Genomic DNA, 23,581 nt, shown 5'->3' on the forward strand with positions numbered 1-23,581 from the left:
CCCCCCCCATTTCCTTGGGAATTTGACACTGTATAATGGCGGACAATTACGCTGATCATGGAACGAACGGGGGGAAAGGTCTGAGGCTGTCCGGACCCTCCGCCATGAGCGTGATCCTTCCGGTGGCAGCACGCCCCCACGGGTGCTGCCGGCGGGAGTTCCCCTGAACGCTGTGGAGTCAATTCCATGCCCAAGCCGTGGCCCCAGTGGCCTCTGCTCCTTGCCGGTCTCCTCTCGGCGAGCACATCCCTCGCGGCTGAGAAGCTCAGCCCTGTTGCTCCGTCCACGCTGCTGCAACTCCAGGTCCGGGAGCCAGCGCGTGTGGCGGAATCCCTGGCAAACCTCAAGGCGCAAAGCCTCAAGCTCGGGCTGGGGTCGCGGGACGACTTCCAGCTGTCCAGCTCCAGCACGGACTCCTTTGGCCAGACGCACGCGCGCTTCGCGCAGACGTACCAGGGCGTACCCGTGTGGGGCGCCATGGCCATCACCCACCAGGGGCTGTCCTCAGGGGACATCCGCATCACCACCGACGGCCTGCGCAAGGGCATCCGTCTGGACGTGACGCCCACGCTGGACGCGAAGTCCGCGGTGGCGAAGGCCACCCAGGAACTGGCGCCCAAGGGCGAGTTCGCCGTCGCGCCGAATAGCGAGCTCATCGTCTACCCCCAGACGCGACTCGTGAACCGCTACCCCGGCAAGCCGGCCGCGCAGCAGAACGCGGCGGACTTCGACACGGAGGTCGTCGCCTACCGGCTCGCGTACCACGTGCACACCGAGCTGGAGAACGCGAAGGACGGCGTCAAGCACACGGACTTCATCATCGACGCGCGGTCGGGCGACGTGCTGAAGAAGTGGAACTCGCTCCAGACGGCCGCCGCCAAGGGCCTCGGCCACTCGCAATACAGCGGTGACGTCTCGTTGGACGTCTTCCAGAACGCCCAGGGCCTCTTCGAGCTGCGCGACGTCACGCGCGCCGGCGGTGAGGGCATCCGGACCTACGACGTCAACCACGCCGCCGTGCAGAACGGCGTCGTTCCCACGCTGACCCTCTACACGGACGCGGACAATGTCTGGGGCGATGGGCAGAACTACATCGTCGGTGCCAACAACACCCTGAGCACCAACGGCCAGACGGCCGCCGTCGACGCGCACTTCGGCCTGCTGGCGACCTGGGACTTCTACAAGAAGATCTTCGGCCGCGACGGCATCGACGGCTTCGGCTCGCCCACCTACAACCGGGTGCACGCCAGCAACCTCTACAACAACGCCTTCTGGAGCGACGGCTGCTTCTGCATGAGCTACGGCGATGGCTCGTTCCCGGCCGCAGGCGGCTTCCGCTCCATGGGCGTGCTCGACGTGACGGGCCACGAGATGACCCACGGCGTCACCTCGCACACGGCCGGCCTCATCTACGACGGCGAGTCCGGCGGCCTCAACGAGGCCAACTCGGACATCTTCGGCACCCTGACGGAGTTCTGGGTGGCCAACGGCCGCGGCAGCACCATTGGTGACACGGGCGGCAACTGGCTCATGGCCGAGCAGCTCAGCGACTTCCCGCTGCGCGTCATGTTCCGCCCGTCGCTGGACGGCGCGAGCCCGGACGCCTGGTACCCCGGCATCGGCAACGTCGACGTGCACTACAGCAGCGGCCCGATGAACCGCGCCTTCTACTTCCTGTCCCAGGGCGTGCAGCCGCTGTCGGTCAGCACCGACTACTCCAGCAGGTACCTGCCCGCGGGCGCGAGGGGCATCGGCAACGACAAGGCGGCGGCCATCTGGTTCCGCGCGCTCACCACCTACCTGTTCCCGTCGTCCAACTACATGTCGGCCCGCACCAGCGCCCTCCAGGCCGCGGCGGACCTCTTCGGCTCCCAGTCCAACGAGTACCGCGCGGTGCAGAACGCCTTCGCGGCCATCAACGTGGGCTACACCGCCGGTACGTACGACGACCGCACGGCCCCCACCGTCGCCGCGAGCGTCTCTGGCAGCGCGCCTGACATCCAGCTGAAGGCGCAGGCCGACGACAACGTCGGCGTGGCCCGCGTGGAGTTCTACGTCGACGGCGCCCTGGCGGGGAACGTCCTCGCCCAGCCGTTCCAGATCCCGCTGGATGCCACCTCGCTGTCCAACGGCGCGCACACGCTGGTGGCGGTGGCGTTCGACGCGGCCGGCAACTCCGCTGCGTCCGCGCCGGCGAGCTTCAACGTCACGAACAGCTTCGATCAGCTCCTGATCAACCCGGGCTTCGAACAGAACACCCTGGGCTGGACGGATGACCCGTCGAACATCAACTTCCCGGTCTCGTCCGGCCCGCGCACCGGCCAGGGCTTCGCGTGGCTCAACGGCTATGGCACGACGCATATCGATCGGCTGTGGCAGGACGTCACCCTTCCCGCCGACGTCACCAAGGCCGCGCTGACCTTCTTCCTCAACATCACCACCGCCGAGACGACGACCACCGCCGTGCGCGACACGCTGACGCTGCAGGTGCGCGACACCTCGGGCACGGTGCTGGGGACGGTGGCGACGTGGTCCAACCTGGATGCGACGCTGGGCTATGCGCAGCAGAGCGTGGACCTGACGGCCTACGCGGGCCAGACGGTGCGAATCTTCCTGGAAGGCAGCGAGAACGCCTCGCTCGCCACCAACTTCCAGGTGGATGACTTCTCGCTGCGCGTCACCCGCACGGCGGACGCCGAGGCGCCCCGGGTGAAGGCCAACGTGGTCATCTCCGGCACGCGCGTGGGCTACTTCGCGGACGTGTCCGACAACGGCTTCGTCAACGCGGTGGAGTTCCTCGTGGACGGCGTGTCCCTGGGCAACTCGGTCAAGTCGTTCACCCGGGTCGTCAACCTCTCCACGCTGACGAGCGGCGCGCACACGCTCGTCGCCCGGGCCACGGACGCGGGCGGCAACGTGGGGAACTCTCCCGTGGTGACGTTCTACGTGGACGCCACCGCCACCCAGCGCGTGCTCAATCCCAGCTTCGAGACCTCCGGGAGCTGGACGAGCGCGACGACGGTGTCGGGCTCGACGGGCATCTTCAGCAGCGCGTCCTTCGCGCACACGGGCAGCCGCTTCTACATCTTCTGGACCTCCGGGCCGGTGCGGCACTCCGTCCGCCAGTCCGTGGCCATCCCGGCGACCTCGACCTCGGCCATCTTCAGCTTCTGGCTGCGCATCTACGACGGTGGTTTCACCGACGGCCTGGCCCACCACACCTTCAGCGCGAAGGTGAGGGACTCCGCCGGCACCGAACTGGCGACGCTGAAGACGCTCTCCAACGCGGATGACACCAACGCGGAGTACATCCAGCACCGCTTCGACCTGACCGCGTACAAGGGCCAGACGGTGCAGTTGTTCTTCGACGTGGACCAGATGGCGGCCATGCAGCTGCCGGACGGAGACGTCCAGTTCTTCCTCGACGACGTCAACCTGGTCACCTCGACCCAGGCGGACATCCAGCCCCCCGCGCTCACCGCGGCGGTCGAGGGCAGCTACGGGACGGTGCAGCTCAAGGCCACCGTGAGCGACAACGTCTGGACCTCCACCCTGGCGTTCCAGGTGGACGGCACCCCGGTGGTCTCGTTCACGGACGTCGCGGGCGTCTACGCGAAGGCGTTCGACACGAAGAGCCTGTCCAACGGCCCGCACGAGTTCAAGGCGACGGCCACGGACAGGGCGGGCAACACGACGGAGCGCACGGTGACCTTCGAGGTGCGCAACTCCACCATCCAGGACCAGGGCGCGCCGCACATCACCGCCAGCGTGGAGGGCCTGTATGAGACCTACACGATGCGGGCCGAGGCCACCGACGACACGGGCGTGACGTACGTGGAGTTCTACGTGGACGGCGCCCTGAAGGGCCGGGTCTCGTCCGCGCCGTACACGCTGCCGCTGTTCGCGATTCCGCTCGCGCCGGGGGAGCACGTGCTCGAGGCGGTGGCGTACGACGCCTACGGCAACTCGTCCAAGGCGACCACCCCCTTCACGCTCCTGCCCGTCACGGTGGAGTTCGCGGTGGCGCGGCTCGCGGTGCCGGTGGGTGGCTCCGTCACCCTGCAGGCGAACGTGGCGAACGTGGTGAACACGTCGGTGAGCTGGTCCGTGGCGGAGGGCCGCGTCTGCGGCACCGTCGGCGCGGACGGCGTCTACACCGCGCCGGTGGCCCGTGGCCTGTGCCACGTGTCCGCGGCGAGCGTCGTGGTACCGACGGCGAAGGCCGTGGCGGCCATCCAGGTCTACACGGGCGACATCAATGGCGACAACGTCGTGGACGGAGAGGACATGGGCCTGCTCGCGCAGGACTACGGCACCAACGGCTCCGAGGTGACGAACCTCGACGGGGCCGGCTCTGTGGACGACAACGACATCACCCTCTTCGTCAGCCAGTTCGGACGGTAATCCCCCATGAAAACGTGGATGAAGCTCATTGTTCCGCTCCTGATTGGGGCGCTGGCGGCCTGCACCGACCCCGACTCGGGGCCGGTGACGGTGACTCCGAAGACCGCGACGGTGAAGGCCGGTGAGAAGAAGGCCTTCAGCGCCTCGGTGAAGGACGCGAAGGAATCGCGCGTGCTCTGGTCGGTGGAGGGAGGCGACTCCCACGGCACCATCACCAGCTCGGGCGTCTACACCGCGCCGGCCGAAGCCGGCACGTACACCGTGGTGGCCACCAACGCGGTGGACACCTCGAAGAAGGACACGGCCACCGTCAAGGTGGAGCCTGCTGATGTCGGCGAGACGCCGACGGTCATCGTGAAGGTGACGCCGGAGACGGTGACCATCGGGCAGGGGACCGTCACGGACCTCACGGCCGAGGTCTCCGGTTCCTCCATCACCGCGGTGCAGTGGTCCGTGGAGGGCGGCGACGAGAACGGCACCGTCAGCAGCACGGGCCGGTACACGGCGCCGAACAAGTCGGGCACGTTCACCGTGACGGCCACCAGCGTGGCGGATGCGACGAAGAAGGCCTCCGCCACCATCACGGTGGAGCCGGTCGTCGTCGAAGAGGTGAAGGTCGCCGTGAGCCCCGCGTCGGGCAGCACGACGTGGGATGGCACCGTCCAGCTCACGGCCACGGTCACCGGCACCAACAACCTCGCGGTGCAGTGGGCCGTGGAGGGTGGCGACGCGAACGGCTACGTCAGCAGCACGGGCGTGTACCGCGCGCCGAAGAAGACGGGCACGTTCACCGTGACGGCCACCAGCGTGGCGGATGCGACGAAGAAGGCCACGGCCACCATCCGGGTGGACCCCGTCGTCGTCGAGACGGTGACGGTGACCGTCTCTCCGAAGACGGGCACGGTGGCGCAGGATGGCGCCTTCACCCTGTCCGCGCAGGTCACCGGCACCAACAACCAGGCGGTGCTCTGGTCCGTGGAGGGCGGTGACGCGAACGGCACCGTCAGCAGCACGGGCGTGTACCGGGCGCCGCGCCGCGTGGGCTCGTTCACCGTGACGGCCACCAGCGTGGCGGATGCGTCGAAGAAGGACTCCGCCGTCATCACCGTGCCCGCCGCCGGCACTGTGAACTACGTGGACCCCACGGGTACGGGCTGGCGCCTGGTTCGCAACGCCAGCCTGTCCTCGGGCAACACGCTGGTGCTGGACCTGGTGGGCCCCACGGGCCAGTCTGGCCGCGGCGCGGACCTGACGCTGGGGCTGGATGCGGCCACCGCGTCCTGGTCCACCGTGGGCGGCACCGAGTACGTGGCCAACGGTGGCTACGACCTGGGCGCCGCGCCCCACCTGCTCAAGTCTGCCGTGAAGGGCAGCACGCTGAGCGTGGGCGTGTACCAGAAGGGCGCTGCGGCGCATGCGTACGACGGCGCGCTGCTGTCCGTGGCGCTGACCGTGAAGGCCTCTGCCGAGACGCCGGCCGGCACCGTGGTGCCGCTGAACGTCCTCAAGGCGCACGCGCTGCCGGCCTCCGGCTCGCTGCAGGCCATCAACGTGGCGGTGGGCACCATCACCGCCGCGCAGTAGTCCGGAGTCCGAAGCAGTGAGAGCGGCGGCCTTCCCCAGGGAAGGCCGCCGTTTTCATTGATGCGACAGAGGGGGGGCTTCCACGGTGAAGGTCACCTCGCCCCGGGAGGGAATCTGGACCTTCCTGGGCGTGAAGCGGGGCCCTTCGTCCGGGTCGGCCGCGCGGGCGTCCAGCAGGTACTCGCCGGGTTCGACGCCTCGGAGGACGAGGGTTCCGCCTGGGGCAGCGTCCTGGTAGCGGATCATCCCCGGGCGCTCCACCTCCTTGAGCGAGATGAGCGCGGGCAGGGGCGTGCCGTTCGTGTCCCGGGCCAGGAGCCGCACCGTCGCGGCGCGGTCCAGGGCCACGGTGAGCGTGTCCATGCGGGCTGTCACCTGCTGCTCGAAGGGCCGCGTGTTCCGGCTCCGGAGCGACAGGGTGAAGGGTGGGGGCGGCAGCTCCGTCAGCGTGTAGACGCCGTCGCGGACGGAGACGTTCCGGGGGAGCGCGAGCCCGCGGACGAGGGCGGAGTCCGTGGGCTTGCCGAGGGTCGCCCGGAGGGACTCCAGTTGGGAGAGGACCTCGCCGGTCTCCGCGTCGTGGAGGTCGAGCCGCAGCGTCCAGCCGGGATCGAGCGTCAGCAGGCCCAGGTCCAGGTCCACGCCCTCCGTCAGCGTCACGGCGCGCTCCAGCGGCATGAAGCCAGGGGCCTCCACGGTCAGGACCACCGGGCCGGTGGCGGAGAAGGGACGCTCGAAGGACCCGTCCGGTGACACATCGGGCTGTTGGTGGTCCGGGAGGCCCGTCACCTTGAACGAGGTGACGGCCTGGCCTCCGGGGTCCACGACGCGGCCCCGGATGCGTCCGTCGCGCTCCAGGACGAGTTGGAGGGGCGCCTCGCTGGAGTCCACCCAGAGGGCGCCGTTCTCCGTGTCGGGCTCGCCTCCCAGGGAGCGCCGGGGGCGGAAGCTGTAGCCCGGCAGGTTGGCCCACAGCGCGTAGCGAGGGGCCACGAGCCCGCGCAGGGTGAAGCGCCCGTCCGGGCCCGTGCGGAGGCCGGGAGGACCCTCGTCGTAGTCGACTCGCCAACCGGATGAAGCGCTCTCGGGGAGGTCCGCGGTGATGACGACATCCGCGAGCGGCTGGCCCGCGCCATCCACCGCGATGCCGGAGCGCTCACGGCCTGCTTCCAGGCGCAGGGACACGTCTGGGTGTTCGCGCGCCTGGAAAGTGAGGGGCTGGGACACGGAGGCGTCCATCAGGTCTCCTCGGACGACGGCGCCCAGGAGGTAGGTGCCCGGAGCAATCCCTTGCAGATGGAAGCGGCCCTGTTCATCCGTCAGGGCCTGACGTGGCTCCTTGTACGGCACGTCTTCCTCCGCCGCCTGCGCCTCCGACTCCAACGTCACGTTCGCTCCCCGCAGCGGCAGTCCCCGCGAATCGGTGACGGTGCCGGACACGGAGGCGCCCCGGTCCAGCACGACCACCACGTCTCGCGAGGGGACGCGCACCGCGAGGGTTCGAGGCTGGAAGGACGGATCCTCCACGGACAGCTCACCAGTCCCCGCGCGCTTCACGTCCAGGATGAAGTGCCCGGTGGCATCCGAGCGCCGGGCTCCGCCTGCGTCGATGGCGTCCCTGTCGCCGAGCTTGCCCGACAGCGACAGGAGGATGCCCGCGACTGGAGCACCCGACGTGTCGACGACGCGGCCCTCCACGCTCTGCGCGCGCCGGAGCGTGAAGTCCAGGGGCGCCATGCCCTGCTGGAGCTTCCGCGCAGGTTCCTCCACGTCCAGGTAATGGGGCGCGAGGACCCGGAAGGTATGCGGCCCGGGCCGCGTGGGGCCCAGCAGGAAGCGGCCCCCAGCGTCCGTCACGGTGGTCGCCTCGGCGGTGACCGGACCGCCGTCCTCGCGGTAGGTCTCCACGCGCGCGTTCGCGATGGGCTGGCCCGCGTCGTCTCGCACCGTGCCTGTGACGAACACGCCGGGCTGGAGGCGCAGCTCCACGTGCTCCAGGGGCGGGGTCACGTCCAGCGTGGCGAACGCGCCTCCTGACTCCGCGTTGAGTTGATGGAGAACGGCGGGTGCGGTGAAGCGGAAGCGCCCCTCTCCATCGGTCGTGGTGCGTTGGTTGGACGCCGTCGCGGTGTCACCGTCGAGGTGCACCAGGATGCCCGGTACCGGTGCGCCATCCGCCGAGAGGACCTGTCCCGAGAGCGAGAGTGCGCGCGCGAGCACCACGGGCTCCAGGGCCGTGAGGGATTCGAGCTCCGGCTGGAACCACGGGGACCGGCCCTCGGCGGTGACGAAGGCGGCGTAGTCCCCCTGGGGGAGGGGGCCCACGGTGAAGTGACCCTCGGCGTCGGTGACCGCGTCGAAGAAGCGCGTGTGCCAGCGCGAGACGAGTGTCACCCGTGCGTCGGGGACGGGCGTCTTGCGGTCCGTGTCCGTGACGGTCCCCTCGAAGAGCACGCCCTGCTCCAACGTCAGTTCGACATTGTCCGAGCCCACCGCGACGCCGCCCTGCGACACCGCGCCCGTGTCGCCCAGGGCCCAGAGCGTGACGTGGCCCTCGGGCAGTCCCTCCAGCACGAAGCGGCCCTCCGCGTCCGTGGTCGCTTCCGCGAACACCAGGGCCTCACCATCGCGGGCCTCGATGGACTCGCCCTGCATGCGTTCGAAGTCGAAGCTGCACGCGCCGCTCTTGAGCAGCGGAGCCCGCGCGTCGTCCTGGTCCGTGGGGGAGGGGCAGGGCCGTTCCGACAGCGTGACTCCCGGCTCCACGCGGGAGGCGGAGACGCGGACGCCCGCGGTCGGGCCAGAGGGGCCCAGGACATGACCCGTGATGCGCGCGGTGCCCGCGGGCCGTGGTGGCGTGGTCACCCGTGTGGCACGAGCCACGGGTTTCAGCGCGGACGCCGTGGGCGCGGGAGTGTCCTTCGTCGATGAAGGCGCCTCGGTGTTCCACAGGAGGAAGGCGAGGAGCGCGACGACCATCAGCGCGGCGCCTCCCAGCCAGGGCTTCCATCCCCCTTGTCTGCCATTCCCCATGCCAGACAGGATACCCGGGGCCCTGCTTCGTGCGTCAGCGCGTGAAAGGCATCCACGCCGGCTTCACGTCGCGGAACACGGTGCCGTCGGCGGGCACGTCCAGTTCCTCGCGATGGATGCGGTCCTTGTCGCGGGTGAGCGCGATGACGGTGTAGTGGCCCGCGGGAACGTGCCGGAACGTGATGGACGTGCCTGCCCATTCCTCCACGGGGTGCTGCTGGAGGCGCAGGGGTACCAAGGCCCTTGCGCTGTCGGGGATGGGCGCCTGGCCGGGCAGCAGGAACGCGTCGTCGACATCCTCCGGCAGCCGCAGCGTGACGGTGGCGCCGGTGTCCAGGGCGTCGAAGGTGAGGGCAACGTCTCCGCTGGGAGGAATCCGCAAGGTGCGGGGCGGGAAGACGGTGTCGCGTGCCGCGTCCTCCACGAAGGCGTTCACCGTGTAGAGCCCGGGGGGCATGCCCCGGAGCGTGAAGTCTCCCGAGCCGAGATAGCGTTGAAGCGTTACGCCGTCAGAGCGCGTGAAGGTGAGCCGGGCTTCCACGGGCTTGCCTTGTGCATCGCGTACGTGCCCCACCACGCGGGCGCCAGTGTCGAGCGAGAGGGTGAGGGTGTCCTGCTCCGCGCTCACCGTCGCTCGCGCCGGCAGGTGGCGTTGAGTGTCCACCTCGAGCGTGAACTCGGTGGTGGGCAGATGCTCCAGCAGCAGCGAGCCATCCTTTCGAGGCTCTGCTCCAGTAGCTGACAGATAGGGCGGGCCGTCCGCGACGCCCTCCCCGTGGATCCAATAGCCGATGGCCCCTGTCGCCCACTGCCCGGAGTCATCGCGCACGCGTCCGGTGAACGGCTCGCCGGTCGCGGCATCGCGCAGGAACACCTGGAGCGTCCGTCCCCGCGTCAGCGTGACCGTCCCCAGGTCCACGTCGTTCTCCCCGTCAGGCGTGACGGTGCGATCCATCCTTGCGAAGCCCCTGGCGCTCACCACGAAGCGCTGGGCTCCGGTGGCTTCGTGCAGGAGCGTGTCGAAGTGCCCATCCGGGTCCGTGTAGCGACGGCCATTCACTTCGAAGAACTCCAGCTTCGCGTCACCCTCCGCCACCACCCGGCCCCGCACGTGCGGCGTGCGCCGCAGCACCAGCCGGACCTCTCCCGCGTCGCTGGCCACCACGGCGGTGTCGTCCTCGCCAGCGCGGATGCCCTTTGAGAGGGAGGTGTCGATGACGTGCTCCTCCAGTGAGGCTGTGAGCACGTAGCGGTCCGCGCTCAGTTGGCGCAGGGTGAAGCGGCCCTCGGCGTCCGTGCGGACGCCCTCGGGAGCCCGTCGAAGGTCGGGCAGGTCGCCGCGGTAGCGGGGGCGGTCCGCGTCCAGGAGCTGGGCGCGGATGCTGACCCCAGCCAGGGGCAGGCCCCGCAGATTCACGACGACGCCCTTCAAGGTCCGGCCTTCCTCCAATCTCAGCGTGACGGACGGCGCTTCACCCGTCGCGATCTCCAGCGGTTGGGACGCGTGGACGTCCACGGCCTGCTTCGCCACCCGAGCCTCGACCACGTAGCTTCCGGGAGGGACGCCCTGGAGCGTGGCCTGTCCCCGGGTATCCGTGACGCCGGTGTGTTCGGATTCGCCGCGCGCGTGGCTCTTCCAGAGCGCCACCTGGGCGCCGCGTACCGGTGCACCTGCCGCGCTCAGGACGGTGACGGACACGGTGATACCCCGGCGCAGGACCAGCCGCACGTTCTCCGAGGGCAGCTCCACGGCGAAGCTCTGGGGGATGAAGGCCGGGTCGTGGATCCGCAGCGATGCGAGGCCTGCCTTTTCCGCAGCCAGCACGAAGTTCCCTGCGTCATCCGTCACGGTGCGATCCATGGCGGTGTCCAGCTTCTGGGGATCCTGCTTTGGGCCCGGCTGGAGCACGACCTTGCGGCCCGCGAGAGGTTGGCCCGCTTCGTCAACGACGATGCCCTGCACGGAGACTGCGCGCGGCAGGGTGAAGTCGAGCGTCTCCTCCGCCTCGTCAAACTGCTGGTAATCCGGCTCCACGTGGAGGTGGCGCGCGGCGTGGGCCGTCACGAAATGTGGCAGAGGGAACAGCGGCCCCAGCCGATAGTGGCCTCGTGCATCCGTGACGGCCTGCCTCCGTGGGGACGGCGCGTTCCCATCGTCGAGATCCGCCTGGACCCGAGCGCCGGGAATCAGGCTTCCATTCCCATCGCTGACAGTGCCCTGGAGGATCGTCCCGGGCCCGAGCGTGAGGACGATGTCCTCGCGGGGCTCTGTCCTGAGATGGGCCAGTCCGTCGTGCGTGGAGGTCTCCGCGAAGAGCTGGCCAGGCACCTCTTCGAAGGAGGGAAAGGAGAAGTGGCCCCGAGCATCCGTGAGGGCGGTGCGCGACTCGGGCGCGGCGCGGGGGGTGTACAGCCGGACGGAGACGCCGGGCGCGGGAGCTCCCTTCTCCGTCACGACCGTGCCCGCGTACTTCGCGGGGCGGTCCATGATGAAGGTGTCCTCCTCCAGCGGCTCCGCCCGCATGCGCAGGTTGGGGCCGCGGTCGGATGCCGTGACGAGGATGCCGTAGTCCGCTGGAGGCACGGGCCCGATGCGGTAGCGTCCGTCCGCGCCGCTGGTCGCGGGGTAGAAGCGCGTGTGCTCGTGGGAGAAGACGGTGACGCGGGCATTCGCGATGGGGGCGCTTCCCGTCGGTCCTTCCAGGACGACGCCCTCGAAGAAGGAGCCTTCATCGAGCACGAGGACCACGCCCTGCTGGCCTGTCGCTACGTCCGAGCGCAGCGCCACGTTCTGGCCGCGGGAGGCCTGGAGCGTGACCGTCCCGCCGGGAAGTCCGTCCAGGACGAAGGTGCCGTCCTCCGCGCTGAGGGTCTCCGCGACGGTGGGGGCTTCTCCTTCGCGCTTGTCGACCTGATCCACCAGCTCATCGAAGGCTTCGTTCCAGCACTGCATCAACCGGCGCGGAGACGCGTCATCGGAAGGAGGGCACGAGCGCTCCGACAGCGTGACCTCCGGCTCAGCGCGGGACGCGGACACGCGGACGCCCGGAAGCGGACCCCGTGCATCGCGCACGACGCCGGTGATGCGCGCGTTTCCAGTCGAGGAGAGGGTGGCCTGTCCCGCGCTGATGCCAGTGAAGAACCCGGAGGAAGCAGTGGAGCCCCGGGATGCGCGGCCCGAAGTGCTCTCGGGCCCGCGCAGGGCGAAGAAGGCCAGGAGCAGCAATCCGGCGACGACCGCGGCCGTGAACCCGGCTGCTCGATGCCCTCTCTGCATGCGCTGCGTCTCCTGAAGTGCGAAGTCGCACGATAGTCGTTCGCCGGGCTCAGTGTTTTGGGGCGGGCATCCGTACCGTGACGGTTTCCTGCCGCCTGCCCAAGGTCACCTCCCTTTCGAACTCGTCCGACCCCAGGCTGACGGTCATGACGACGGGCGTGAAGGGGAGGTCCTCCACGTCGGCGCCACCTTCCGTGTCGAGGTTTCCGTAGAACGTTCCGGGAGGCTGCCCCGTGTACTCAACTGCATCGTGCTCACTCGGGCCAATGAATGCGCGGGCGCCCACCAGGGGGGCTCCCGTCGCTTCGTCCAGGATGATGAAGCGCGTCCTGCGGCCTCGCTGCATCACCAGCGTTCCCAGGTCGATGTCCTTGTCGGGGCTCACGACCAGTTCCCGCTTGAGGTCGATGAAGCCCTTGGCCATCACGGTGATCTTCCCGGGGCCATCTTCCAGCAAGGGAAACGCGATGGCGCCGTCAGGCGCGGGCACCTGGTTGCGCCAGCCTCTCACCTCGCAGGGTACGGGGATTCCGTCTTCGTTCACGACCTGTCCGCGCAGCGTGGGACGTTTCTGCAGGACCAGCCGGATGTCTTCTGTCCCCGCCAGGACCTCCCGCGGTTGGCCCGGAGTTTCCGCCACGCGAGCGAGCGGGCACGAAGACATGACCCTCCTTCCACGCGACGAGTTGATAGGCCGAGCCCACCAGGCGATTGAGCACGAAGTGACCCCCTTGCCTGGAGAGAACGCCTTGCTCGAGGTCGGCGTCACATCGAGGGGGACGTGTCGGCCAAGCGGGATCCTTCTCCTGAACGAGACATGCTTGGACCCGGACGCCGGCCAATGGCTGTCCATCGGTGTCGACCGTCAGCCCCTTCACCGCGCGACCTTCCTCGAAGCGAAGCGACACAGTGGCCCGCGAGTGCGCTTCCAGGTCGACGGGCCGCGACAAGGACTGCTCGACGCCAGAGGTCTGGAGCCGGGCCTCCACCACGTAGTGTCCTGCCTTCAGCCCCGCAGCGGAGAAGGCGCCTTCGCCGTCCACCCGGAGGATGCGAGAGTCTCCATGCAGTGGCGGGGTGTCCCACAACAGGACCTCCGCGTGTGACAGCGGCACTCCCTTCGCATCCAAGACCTTGCCGGACACGGAAGCCCCTCGGCTGAGGACCACGCGGACTCCCGTCGATGGGAACTCCACGGGTTGCTCCACGGGGGCGAAGTCCTCGGACTCGGCGAAGAGGTAGCCTGACCCCTTGGCCGCGGTGTCCAGGATGAAGTGACCATCGTCGTCCGACCGGACCTCAGTCTCTTCGAAGGAGTCACGGGTACTGATGTCGTCAGGGATGTTGGCGAGCAGCAACCGGATGCCTGGAAGCGGGGTGCCTTCGGTATCGACGACCTGGCCTTCGACCGAGCCCGTTGGCTGGAGTGTGAAGTCCCACGGTCCCGGATGCGGCGCGCGAAGGTCGACCTCCTCGGCCCTGTTGGTGTATCGAGCGCGCAGCAGTCGCAGGTGCAGGTGAGTCTGTCGCAGTGGCCCCAGCCGGTAGTGCCCTGCTGCATCCGAGCGGGCCTCTAGGGAGGCTTGGACTTCTTCCGGCAGGTTTCCTCCTCGCAGGCGCACACCCTCCAGGGGTCTGCCCCGCTCATCCCTCACCGTGCCCTCCATGAAGGTCACGGGCTCCAGCCGGATCACGATCCGCGCCGGAGGCGTCACCGGGGCGTCGCCATAGGCGCTCCCATCCGGGGCCCAGGCCCAGACGGTGTGGTGAACCCCACTGACGTCCTCGAAGACGAACCGGCCCTGCGCATCGCTTCGCGTGGATTGGGTGTCGTCCGAGACGCCCGCGGCGAATGCGTGGAGGGTGACGCCGCTCGCGGGCCGTCCCTCCGGGGTGAGCACCAGTCCCTCGAGCTGGGCCTGCTTCCGCAACTCCAGGGTCATGTCCTCGTCGGCGTCGAGCCAGACGCCATCGCGGAAGGGGGTCGCCCGCCAGCCCTGCGCGCTCCCGACCCTCAGGTACCGGCCTGGAGGCACGGGGCCGATGCGGAAGCGCCCCTGGGCATTCGCGAGCGTGTCGAAGAAGCGGGACTGCGTATCCTGGACCGCCGTCACCCGCGCACCGGGAATGGGAACCTGCGTGTCTTCATCCACCACGGTGCCGGAGAGGAAGATGCCTGCTTCCAGTGTCAGTGCCACGTCCGTGCTTCCCGCTGGCTCATCCGGCTGCATCGCCGTGCCCATATCGCCCTGGGCCCAGAGGGTGAACGCTCCGGCGGGCAGTCCATCCAGGATGAAGCTGCCATCGTGCGCTGTCACCGTCTGCGCGAACACGGGGGCTTCGCCCTCGCGGGCCTCCACGAGCCGCGCGAGTTCGAATCCCCGTTCATGAAAGCAGCACTTCGTCAGCCACGTCTTCCCGGCACAGGAGAACTCGCGGGACCGTGGTTCCAACGGGCAGGCGCGTTGCGAGAGGGAGTCCGCGTCCACTTGGGACGCGGACACACGCACGCCCGGGACCGGACCGCGCGCATCCCGCACGATGCCGCGGATGCGGAGGCTCTCCCTTGCGGAGGTCATGGCGAACGAGTCCGTATGGGAGCCCGGGACGCGCGCTGGACCGCTGGAGGAACTCCGGCCCGGAGGAGGCGAGGCGGCGTCACCTGAGCGCAGGAAGAGGGCCACGAGCAGCACCGCGATGATGCCCGCGACGAGGAACGCTGCCTGGCCATGTCCCCTCTTCATGCGCGTATCTCCCGGCGGTGAAGGCCCCCGTCCGGCTCAGCGGCCCGGAGCCGGCAGCGTCACCGTGACGACGTCCTGCCGCGTCTCCACGATGCCTTCCCGATAGGGCTGACCTTCCTCCGTCATGACCTTGAAGTGGATGGGGGAGATGGGCAGGTCCTCGAACTCGACCGTGCCCGTCATGTCGAGGTTCCCGTGAAACGAGGGCGGCATGGCGACCTCATACGGCCAGACATTCAGGGCGTAGCTCAGGTCGATGGTGACGCGGGCTCCCGCAAGGGGAGCGCGGGTCGCTTCATCCAGGATGTCGAACCGAACCTTCCGGCCCTTGAGCAGCTTCACGGTCCCCAGGTCGATGTCCTGACCGGGACTCATTTCGACGAATCGCTCGAGGCCCAAGAAGCCCTTCGCGCTCACGGTCACCTGCCAGGTGCGGTCCTCCGGAAGGGGGAGGGCGAAACGGCCATCCAAGCGATGCTGCTCTGCCCGGGACACGGAGGTTGGATCCGGGCAGGCAACGACGAAGGTGGCCTCCTCGATTCGGACCGTGCTGGGAAGGGGCGCGCCGTTCTCATCCACGACCTGTGCTCTCAACCGGGGGGAGGGCTCCATGACCAACCGGATGTCGTCGGCTCCCGCCGGAACGCGCATGGAGCGCGGACCGGGTGTCCCGCCCCGCGAGCGGCCGGGCGCGAGGCGGAAGCCCTCCCTTGCGGCGACGAGCTGATACACCGGCGCGGTCAGATGTTTGAGGGTGAAGCGGCCGTCCGGTCCGGACCTCACACGGTCATCCTCCGTGGAGGCGCAACTCAGCATCCGCCCCCTTCCCGCGGAAGCGTCCTCTGGCGAGAGACAGGCCTGGACCCAGACCCCTGCGAGGGGCTGGCCCGCGGCATCCGTCGTCACCCCGTGCAGCGTCCGACCCTCCTCCTCGAACCGCAGGACCACGTCCGCGTGGGCCCGCTCCTTCAGGTCGAGGGTCTGGGAAGCCCATTGCACGGCGCCCGGCGTGCGGTGCCAGGCCTCCAGCACGTAGCGGCCCGGCTTCAGTCCGCTCATCGAGAAGGCCCCGTGGCTGTCCGTGGAGATGGGGTCGGGTTGCGAGCGACCGCTCGAGGGCGTCGAACTCCAGAGACCGACACGCACCTCGGGCAGGGGTTGTCCCGTCGCATCCGTGATCGTGCCCGACACGGAGGCTCCCCGGTCCAGCACCAGGCGGACCCCTGTCGACGGTACCTTCACGGGGACCGTCAGGGGGATGAAGCCCTGGGGTTCGACGGAGAGGTCCCACGCGCCTGCATCGAGCGCACCCGCGACGAAGCGGCCCGCCTCGTCGGACTTGCCAAACGCATCCTCGAAGTTCATGGCCGCCAAGGTGAATCCACCGGAAGCGCTGGGCCGTCCCAGCGACAGGGACACGCCGGGGACAGGCTTGCCTTCGTCATCGACCAGGGTGCCGTCGACCGACTGGCCAGACGTGAGGGTGTAGTCCCATGGGCCGGTCCGTGCTCCACCCAGGAGCAGTTGCTCGCGTCGAACGCGGGAGTGGTCACCTTTGAGAGAGACGGTGACGGAGGTCTTGCTCAGCGGCCCCAGCCGGTAGTGACCGGCTTCGTCGGTGACAGTCTCTGGGGGAAGCTCGTCTCCAACGGTACCCGAGAGATCCTGCACGAGCACCCCGCTCAGCGGACGCCCCTGTTCGTTCTTCACAGTGCCCTCGATGAACGGGCTGGGCCGCATCCGGATGACGGCGCTGCGGGCCGGAGTCACCCAGCTGTCGCCATATGCGGTCTGGCCGTCGTTCCAGGCCCAGGCCGTGTACTCCCTGGGAGGGATGCCGTCGAAGACGAACCGTCCCCGGGCATCGCTCCGGGTCGTCAACGTCTCGCCAAACTCCGCGTTGGGCCGCAGGTGGACGGTCATGCCGCTCGCGGGGCGTCCCTCCTGCGTGAGGACCACGCCCTCGAGCCGTTGTCTCCTCTTGATCCCCAGCGTCACCTCCACGTCCGAGCTCAGCCAGACGTCCTCGCGGAAGGCATGGGGGACCCGGCCCTCCGCCCCCGCGACCTTCAGGTAGCGCCCCGGCGGAAGGGGCCCGATGCGGAAGTGTCCCTTGTCATCCGCGAGCACACGGAAGAAGCGGGACGCGGACTCGTGCACCGCCGTCACCCATGCGCCTGGAATGGGCGTCTGCCCGTCGTCCTCCACCACCGCGCCGGAGAGGAAGAAGCCCGCATCCAGCGGGAAGGTCACGCCCTCGCTGCCGGCCTGCACCTCCTGTCGCACCGCCGCGCCCGTGTCGCCCAGCGCCCAGAGCGTGAAGGCGCCCGGCGGCAGTCCCTCGAGCACGAAGGTGCCATCCGTCCCCGTCACCGTCCGCGCGAACACGGGTGCTTCGCCTGCGCGGGCCTCCACGAGGCGTGCGGTAGACGCCGCCAGCTCCAGGAAGCAGTGTTCGACCGGTGTCTGCAGCGGACGGGCGCGCTCCGGGTGGGGACACGGACGCTGAGACACGCTGTCTGCGTCCACGCGCGTCGCGGACAGCTCCACCCCCGCGACAGGGCCTCGTGCATCGCGCACCGCGCCGGTGATGCGCAGCGGGCCCGGAGGCGGGGAGGGAAGGGGCCGCGTGGAACGCGTTCCCGCGCGGGCCGCCCTGGCGTCTGCGCTGGTCGCGTCTTGCAATGACACACAGGCCACGCTCCATCCGAAGAGGAACGCGACTGCCCCCCACCACGGCTTCCTGGCGCGCATGTGCTGCCAGGATAGCAGCGGGTGTCAGGGCGTGGCGAAGCCCACCGTGTAGGCCTCTACACCCGTGAGCGTCGGGTCCTCGCGGAAGGAGACCCAGGCCTCCCGTTGGGAGTGGCGCGGCACGTACGCCAGCACGAACTCCGCCACCTGCTTCGGCTCGCGGCCGCCTCGCATCGACACGCGCACGTGGACCTCCTCCGCCGCCGAGTCGCCCTGGTTCCTCACCGTGACGGGCACCCGCCACTCCTTCGCGCTCGCGGCGGCCACCGGTGTGCCCACCTGCACGACCAGGTCCGCCGGTCCGCTGCCCGTCGTCCAGGCGTCCACCACCAGGTAGCCCATGACCAGTGCCACCAGCACGCAGCTCGACACGAAGACGACGCCCTCCAGCCAGTTCCAGTTCGCCTTCATGATTGGATGAGCAACCTCCCCGCGGACGCACCCAGCGTCGACGCCAGCCCCAGCACCACCACCTGCGCCACGCAGATGCTCAGGCCGTTGCCGGTGAACCGTCCAAAGAACCACAACACCAGCGCGCTCGACAGCAGCGCGAGCGCATACGTGACGACCGTGCCCGCCAGCACATCCCGGCGCAGTCGGCGGCGCGTGAAGCGCCTGGCGCGCGTGAAGTCGCTCTGGAAGAGGATGAGCCCGCCCAGGAGCAGTGACAGCACGGCGAGCCCCAGCAGGCACCAGGGCTGCGTCTCCACGGCGATCATCACGACCTCCTCCGTGGGCGCCACGTTGGCCGCGAACAGCACCGCGCCGCAGAACGCGATGACCAGCTGACCGGGGACATGATCCGCGGACCCCAGCCGCTTCGCGTCCTCTTCGTCGTCCTCCTCGCGGTGCTGGCCGCCCAACTGCGCGGTGCCCACCGACACGCCGATGGCCACCGTGCCGGCCTCCACCACCACCATGCCCACCGCTTCCTGCAGCGACGTGCCCTGGCCAATGCGGCCAATCAACACGAGCACCACGACGGACACGAGCAGCCCCAGCCCCAGCTCCTCCAGCGAGTCCGTGAAGACGTCGAACCAGCACACGTCCCGGCGGAACCCCCCGTAGCGGTTGTACCCGAGCAGCAGCACGTACGTGGCCACCAGGTAGGTCAGCACGCTGCCCGGATGGGACGTGAAGCCCGCCCACCACACCTCCATCGTGTAGAGCAGCGGCAGGCTGAAGAGCAGGCCCCCGGCGATGCCCCGGCCGTACTCGCGCAAGGACTCCGGCACCGGTCGTCGGGGTCGGGGCGCGTCGGCTGGGAGACGGTCGGCCATGAATGAACAGAGTCTAGGTTCGCTTCCTGGAGAGGGAAGCCTCCCGCGCATGGGACCGGACAATCCCCGTCGTCCCTGCGAGCGCGCCATCACCCGGAGTGCCTATAGTCGCCGCCGCTTATGACCGAGCGTCCCGCCCAATACATCCTCACGCTGTCGTGCCCGGATCAGCGCGGCATCGTCCATGCCGTCTCCGGTTGGCTCGCCGAGCACGGCTGCAACATCCTCGACAGCGCCCAGTACGGCGACCCGCAGACTCGGCTGTTCTTCATGCGTGTGCACTTCGCGGATGAAGAGGGGAAGGCTGAGCCTGGAGCGCTGCGCGAGGCCTTCGGGGCGCTCGCGGGGCGCTTCTCCATGGAGTGGCACCTGCACGACGCGGCGGTGAAGCCCCGGGTGCTGTTGATGGTCTCGAAGATTGGCCACTGCCTGAACGACCTGCTGTATCGCTACCGCAGCGGCATCCTGCCGGTGGAGATCCCGGCCATCGTGTCCAACCACCGGGACTTCTACCAACTGGCCGCGTCCCACGACATCCCGTTCCACCACCTGCCGGTGACGGCGGAGAACAAGGCGCTGCAGGAGACGCGGCTGTTGGAGCTGGTGCGCGAGCAGCGCGTGGACCTGGTGGTGCTCGCCCGGTACATGCAGATCCTCTCCGCGGAGACGTGCGAGGCGCTGCGCGGGCGGCTCATCAACATCCACCACTCGTTCCTGCCCAGCTTCAAGGGGGCTCGGCCGTATCAGCAGGCGTACGACCGGGGCGTGAAGCTGATTGGCGCGACGGCCCACTTCGTCACGGGCGACCTGGACGAGGGGCCCATCATCGAGCAGGACGTGGAGCGCGTGGACCACACGCTGTCGCCCGAGGCGCTGACGGCGATCGGCCGCGACGTGGAGAGCGTGGTGCTGGCGCGCGCGGTGACGTGGTTCGTGCAGCACCGCATCCTGCTCAACGGCCACAAGACCGTCGTGTTCCGCTGATCATCCGGCGGGGCACGCCGCGCCCGCGTCGAGCACGTCCGTGTCGTGGTGCACCTGCACCGCGCCGGACGCTTCGAGGTGGCGCACGAACAGCGAGCCGAACACCTCCGCGTTGCCGCTCAGGTTGAGTGGGGCCTGGGGCGCGTAGACGTTGCCGGCGAGGGTGCTACCCGCGGAGATGTCCAACGCCTGCGTGCCCGCGACGTAGACGCGCACGCGCGAGGGCAGGGCGGCGGAGCCCAGCGTAAGCTGGCCGGACACGATGAAGCCCCCGGCGAGGAAGAGGTCCAGCTCGCCCGGCGGCTGTACATCGATGGTGAGTGCTTCCTTCAGGTCCACGCCGCCGGGGATGAACAGCGCGGTACGGCCCCGGATGCGCAGCGTGGCGTGGCCTGGCCCCTCGATGCGTGTGAGCAGGAAGCGGCCACAGGGCAGCTCCAGCACGCGCTGGCCGGTGACGTCCGTCAGCGCCGCTGGATCCAGCCCGATGACCGCGTTGTCGTTGTCCACGGTGTGGTGAGCGATGAGCGCGGCCGGGTCGAAGCGCGAGCCCTCGTCGCAGTCGCAGGGGGTGACCGAGGGCACGGGCTCACGGCGCAGCTCGGAGGCCTGCGCGGGACCGGGGGAGAACCCGGGAGGAACGGTGAGCACTCCGCCCACGGTGAGCGACGCGAGCGCCACGTCCCCGTTCACCCGGGCGTCCCCGGCCACGGTGGCGGAGGTCCCCGGACCGGAGAGCGGCCCGTTGCTGTCCAGGTTGCCGCCGACGCTGAGGGGGCTGCTAAGCTGGACGCTTCCCACCTGGAGCGAACCGCCCACCGTGACGCGGTCGTTCGCGGACAGGCCGCCGTTCACGCCCACGTCGCCGCCCGCGCCACCGGGCGCGTAGGGCCCCGCCGAGCTTCGGAATGCATCGACTTTGAAAGGGGCACTGAGGGACAAGCCTTCACAGGAGCACGCCGCGCGGCGGAACAGCGTCTGCGCCAGTTGGCCGCTGCAGAGCTGAGGCCCCGAGGCAGGATTCCCCAGCAGGAGCGGAGGACCGCTGTCCGCGCAGTGCGCCATCCATTCATCCGGGATGCCAGTCCCCGCGTCGGGCGAACGCAGCGTGGCCACAGGATCGTTCACCGTGCACGCCGTGCCCAGCAGTGCGACCCACGGCGTGTACCGTGCGATGCGGAAGCTCATGGGCCTGTCGCCATGCCCCGTCCTGTGCGGGAGGCTCCTGACGCGTCATCGACAGCGCTCCGGGGCGCGTGCCGCAAGTGGACGCACTGCACGCTGTATGCCATGCGGCCTGGCCATCCAAGACGTTCCCCCCTCGCCCGAAACATCCAAACCTGTCCGACTGTCCGACAGGATTGCGACGCCCGGCCCAACCCGTCCGACAGTCGGACAGGTTTCCGAAGTCCGGCCGGCGCGGACGCTCCGAGCGGCCAGCCCAATTGCTCCGACAGTCCGAGAGGTTTCCCGCGCGAGGTCCAACCGGTCCGACAATCGGACAGGTTTCCCTGGCCAGAGCGCTCGCCCCAGCTGCGGTGCTCCAACCCGACTGACTGTCCGACAGGTTTCCTCCGTTCGCCCAAGCGGTCCGACAGGTTTTCCCATTGCCCGTTCGAAGCGGGTGCCCCGTGCCGCGGCCATTCCGACCTGTCCGACAGTCGGACAGGTTTCTGGTGCCCGGATGGCGTGGCGACTCCCTGGCCCCGCACCTCCTCACAGGTCCGACAGTCGGACAGGTTTCTGGTGCCTGGATGGCGTGGCGACTCCCTGGGCCTCGCTTCTCCTGACCGGTCCGACAGTCGGACAGGTTTCTGGTGCCTGGATGGCGCGGCGGCTCCTCGGACCCCGCTGCTCCTTGCCGGTCTGACTGTCGGACAGGTTCGTGCGGTGCTCCGGTCAAGGGGCGGCTCCACGGACCCCGCCCCTCCTGGCCGGTCCGACTGTCGGACTGGTTTTGGCCGCCGTGATGGCGCGGCGGCTCCTCGGGCCCCGCTTCTCGTGGCCTGTCCGACTGTCAGACAGGTTCGTGCGGTGCTCCGGTCAAGGGGCGGCCCCGCTGGGTTCTTGGCTTCCAGCAATGTGGTGGGAACTCGTGTCCAGAGGCCTGATGGACGGGGCATGGCTCGACGTGGGCTGCTCCACGGTTCGCCTCGCCTCATGGAGGCGACAGCTCCCGGAGCCTCGCGCGCGACGCCGTGCTCAGCGGCGAGTCCGGATGCAGCGCGAGGAACTCCTCCAGCGCTCGGGCCTCCGCCGTGGCATCGCCTAGGGCCCGGTGTGCTTCGGCCACGCCGTGGCGCGCCTCCGGATCCAACATTCCACCGGGCTGCAACCGCACGGCGTCCTCGAACTGGCGCAGGGCTCCTCGCGCGTCACGCAGGTGCTCCAGCCGCAGCGACCCCGACGCCACGCGCGCGACGTACGCGGCCAGCGACGACGGCTCCGCGCGGATGACGCGCAGGTACAGCCCTTCCGCCTCCGCCCACTTCCCTTCGGAACGGAGCGCATTGGCCTGGCGCAGCAGGTCCTCCGGCTTGGAGGACTCCTTCACCGTGATGCTCGGGCGCAGCGGGCGGGGATGCTCGATGACGAAGGGCTCGGGGGGCGCTGGCGGAGGCAGGGGCACCGGCTCCAGCGTGGCCACCCGCGTCGGCTCCGGGACGGCCGGTGTCAGCACCACCGGCCGCGGCTGCTCGGGGAGCGCATAGCGCCAGACGGCGGCGGCCGCGGCCCCGGTGAAGACGAGCGCCGCGCCCGCCATCAACCACACGGGAGGCCGCCTGCGTCCGCGCGGAGGCGCTGGCGCCTGCTGGAGCGCCGCGTCCAGCGCTGCCTGGACGAGCGCGCTTGAGCGCTGTCGGGACAACCGCCGCGCCGGGCCACTGCCGCCGTCCAGGGGCCGCAGCAGGTCGTCCATCGGCGCTGCCTCACCATCGTCGGGGGGGAGGGGACTCATGACGTCTCCCCCTCCGGTGCCTCGCCGTCCGAGGCCAACGCGCGCAAGGCGGTGCGTCCCAGGCGCAGCCGGCTGCGCACGGTCTCGAAGGGGACGCCCAGCTCTGACGAAATCTCCTGCACGCTCAATTCCAGCACGTGGTGCAGCACCAGCGCGTGCCGCTGCTCCGTCGACAACCTGTCCAGCAACGTCACCAGGTGACGGCGATGCAGGTATTCGTCCGCCGGCGCTTCGTCGGACGGCACCGCCAACAACTCCACCGGGTCTTCACTGTAGCGGGCCTCGCGCCCGCGTGAACGCTTGAGCCACGCGAACGTGGTGCGCACCACCACGCGGTCCACCCAGCCGTGAAAACGCCCGTCGCCGCGGTAGGTGGGCAGGCCCCGCACCAGCGCGATGAGCGACTCCTGGGCGATGTCCTCCACATCCGAGTCCCCGCGCACCAGGTAGCGCACCAGGTTGCGCACCCGCGGCAGCAGCTCCAGGAGCAAGGACTCCGTCGCGTCGCGCTGGCCCCGCATGGCCGCCGCCAGCCGAGGGTCTTCACCCCGGGGCGCGACCG

General features: G+C 69.5%; 13 protein-coding genes. 3 read left to right on the forward strand and 10 right to left on the reverse strand.

What is annotated here, in order from left to right; translation table 11 throughout:
• Window positions 1-321 precede the first annotated feature (321 nt).
• Together KYK13_RS07320 and KYK13_RS07325 are read left to right on the forward strand one after the other, a co-directional pair.
• Window positions 322-4,404: a M4 family metallopeptidase gene (locus KYK13_RS07320; protein WP_223643075.1), complete on the forward strand. Its 4,083-nt coding sequence runs from the start codon at window positions 322-324 to the stop codon at window positions 4,402-4,404.
• Between the two features lie 18 nt (window positions 4,405-4,422).
• Window positions 4,423-5,988, forward strand: a complete 1,566-nt coding sequence (locus KYK13_RS07325; protein ID WP_223643077.1) for a hypothetical protein — start codon at window positions 4,423-4,425, stop codon at window positions 5,986-5,988.
• Window positions 5,989-6,042: 54 nt separating this feature from the next.
• Here KYK13_RS07325 and KYK13_RS07330 read toward each other — a convergent pair whose 3' ends face one another.
• From KYK13_RS07330 to KYK13_RS07360, 7 genes are all read right to left on the reverse strand, one after another.
• The gene (locus KYK13_RS07330) at window positions 6,043-8,967 is read right to left on the reverse strand and encodes a carboxypeptidase-like regulatory domain-containing protein (RefSeq protein ID WP_223643079.1); all 2,925 of its coding nucleotides are present in this window, start codon (window positions 8,965-8,967) and stop codon (window positions 6,043-6,045) included.
• 88 nt (window positions 8,968-9,055) lie between these two features.
• Complete coding sequence (locus tag KYK13_RS07335; protein ID WP_223643081.1) at window positions 9,056-12,298, reverse strand: carboxypeptidase-like regulatory domain-containing protein; 3,243 nt, start codon at window positions 12,296-12,298, stop codon at window positions 9,056-9,058.
• Between the two features lie 49 nt (window positions 12,299-12,347).
• Window positions 12,348-12,788 carry a hypothetical protein gene (locus tag KYK13_RS07340; RefSeq protein WP_223643083.1) on the reverse strand — a complete coding sequence of 147 codons (441 nt, stop codon included), beginning with the start codon at window positions 12,786-12,788 and terminating at the stop codon, window positions 12,348-12,350.
• On the reverse strand, window positions 12,775-14,658 hold the full coding sequence (locus KYK13_RS07345; RefSeq protein ID WP_223643085.1) for a carboxypeptidase-like regulatory domain-containing protein: 1,884 nt from the start codon (window positions 14,656-14,658) through the stop codon (window positions 12,775-12,777). Before KYK13_RS07345 ends, KYK13_RS07340 begins: the two co-directional genes overlap by 14 nt.
• A 420-nt stretch (window positions 14,659-15,078) precedes the next feature.
• A complete protein-coding gene (locus KYK13_RS07350; protein WP_223643087.1) occupies window positions 15,079-17,733 on the reverse strand; it encodes a carboxypeptidase-like regulatory domain-containing protein in 2,655 nt (884 codons plus the stop codon).
• A gap of 87 nt (window positions 17,734-17,820) precedes the next feature.
• A complete protein-coding gene (locus KYK13_RS07355) occupies window positions 17,821-18,207 on the reverse strand; it encodes a hypothetical protein (protein WP_223643089.1) in 387 nt (128 codons plus the stop codon).
• The gene (locus KYK13_RS07360) at window positions 18,204-19,076 is read right to left on the reverse strand and encodes a TIGR02587 family membrane protein (RefSeq protein ID WP_223643091.1); all 873 of its coding nucleotides are present in this window, start codon (window positions 19,074-19,076) and stop codon (window positions 18,204-18,206) included. The genes KYK13_RS07355 and KYK13_RS07360 overlap by 4 nt, the downstream gene beginning before the upstream one ends.
• A 120-nt stretch (window positions 19,077-19,196) precedes the next feature.
• Here KYK13_RS07360 and purU point away from each other — a divergent pair, with 120 nt between their 5' ends.
• The gene (gene purU, locus KYK13_RS07365; protein WP_223643093.1) at window positions 19,197-20,060 is read left to right on the forward strand and encodes a formyltetrahydrofolate deformylase; all 864 of its coding nucleotides are present in this window, start codon (window positions 19,197-19,199) and stop codon (window positions 20,058-20,060) included.
• Here the strand turns inward: purU and KYK13_RS07370 are convergent, their stop codons facing one another.
• The 3 genes from KYK13_RS07370 to KYK13_RS07380 form a co-directional block, all read right to left on the reverse strand.
• A complete protein-coding gene (locus tag KYK13_RS07370) occupies window positions 20,061-21,248 on the reverse strand; it encodes a hypothetical protein (protein WP_223643095.1) in 1,188 nt (395 codons plus the stop codon).
• Between the two features lie 970 nt (window positions 21,249-22,218).
• Window positions 22,219-23,019: a tol-pal system YbgF family protein gene (locus KYK13_RS07375; RefSeq protein WP_223643097.1), complete on the reverse strand. Its 801-nt coding sequence runs from the start codon at window positions 23,017-23,019 to the stop codon at window positions 22,219-22,221.
• The gene (locus KYK13_RS07380) at window positions 23,016-23,540 is read right to left on the reverse strand and encodes an RNA polymerase sigma factor (RefSeq protein ID WP_370645309.1); all 525 of its coding nucleotides are present in this window, start codon (window positions 23,538-23,540) and stop codon (window positions 23,016-23,018) included. Before KYK13_RS07380 ends, KYK13_RS07375 begins: the two co-directional genes overlap by 4 nt.
• Between the last annotated feature and the right edge of the window lie 41 nt (window positions 23,541-23,581).

The organism is Corallococcus sp. EGB (genome assembly GCF_019968905.1).
Classification (GTDB): domain Bacteria; phylum Myxococcota; class Myxococcia; order Myxococcales; family Myxococcaceae; genus Corallococcus.

Coding starts and splice junctions, on each gene's coding strand:
- KYK13_RS07325 (WP_223643077.1), top strand. CDS start 4,423: ATGAAGCTCATTGTTCCGCTCCTGATTGGGGCGCTGGCGGCCTGCACC.
- KYK13_RS07355 (WP_223643089.1), bottom strand. CDS start 18,207: ATGAAGGCGAACTGGAACTGGCTGGAGGGCGTCGTCTTCGTGTCGAGC.
- purU (WP_223643093.1), top strand. CDS start 19,197: ATGACCGAGCGTCCCGCCCAATACATCCTCACGCTGTCGTGCCCGGAT.
- KYK13_RS07330 (WP_223643079.1), bottom strand. CDS start 8,967: ATGGTCGTCGCGCTCCTCGCCTTCCTCCTGTGGAACACCGAGGCGCCT.
- KYK13_RS07380 (WP_370645309.1), bottom strand. CDS start 23,540: ATGCGGGGCCAGCGCGACGCGACGGAGTCCTTGCTCCTGGAGCTGCTG.
- KYK13_RS07370 (WP_223643095.1), bottom strand. CDS start 21,248: ATGAGCTTCCGCATCGCACGGTACACGCCGTGGGTCGCACTGCTGGGC.
- KYK13_RS07375 (WP_223643097.1), bottom strand. CDS start 23,019: ATGAGTCCCCTCCCCCCCGACGATGGTGAGGCAGCGCCGATGGACGAC.
- KYK13_RS07335 (WP_223643081.1), bottom strand. CDS start 12,298: ATGCAGAGAGGGCATCGAGCAGCCGGGTTCACGGCCGCGGTCGTCGCC.
- KYK13_RS07360 (WP_223643091.1), bottom strand. CDS start 19,076: ATGGCCGACCGTCTCCCAGCCGACGCGCCCCGACCCCGACGACCGGTG.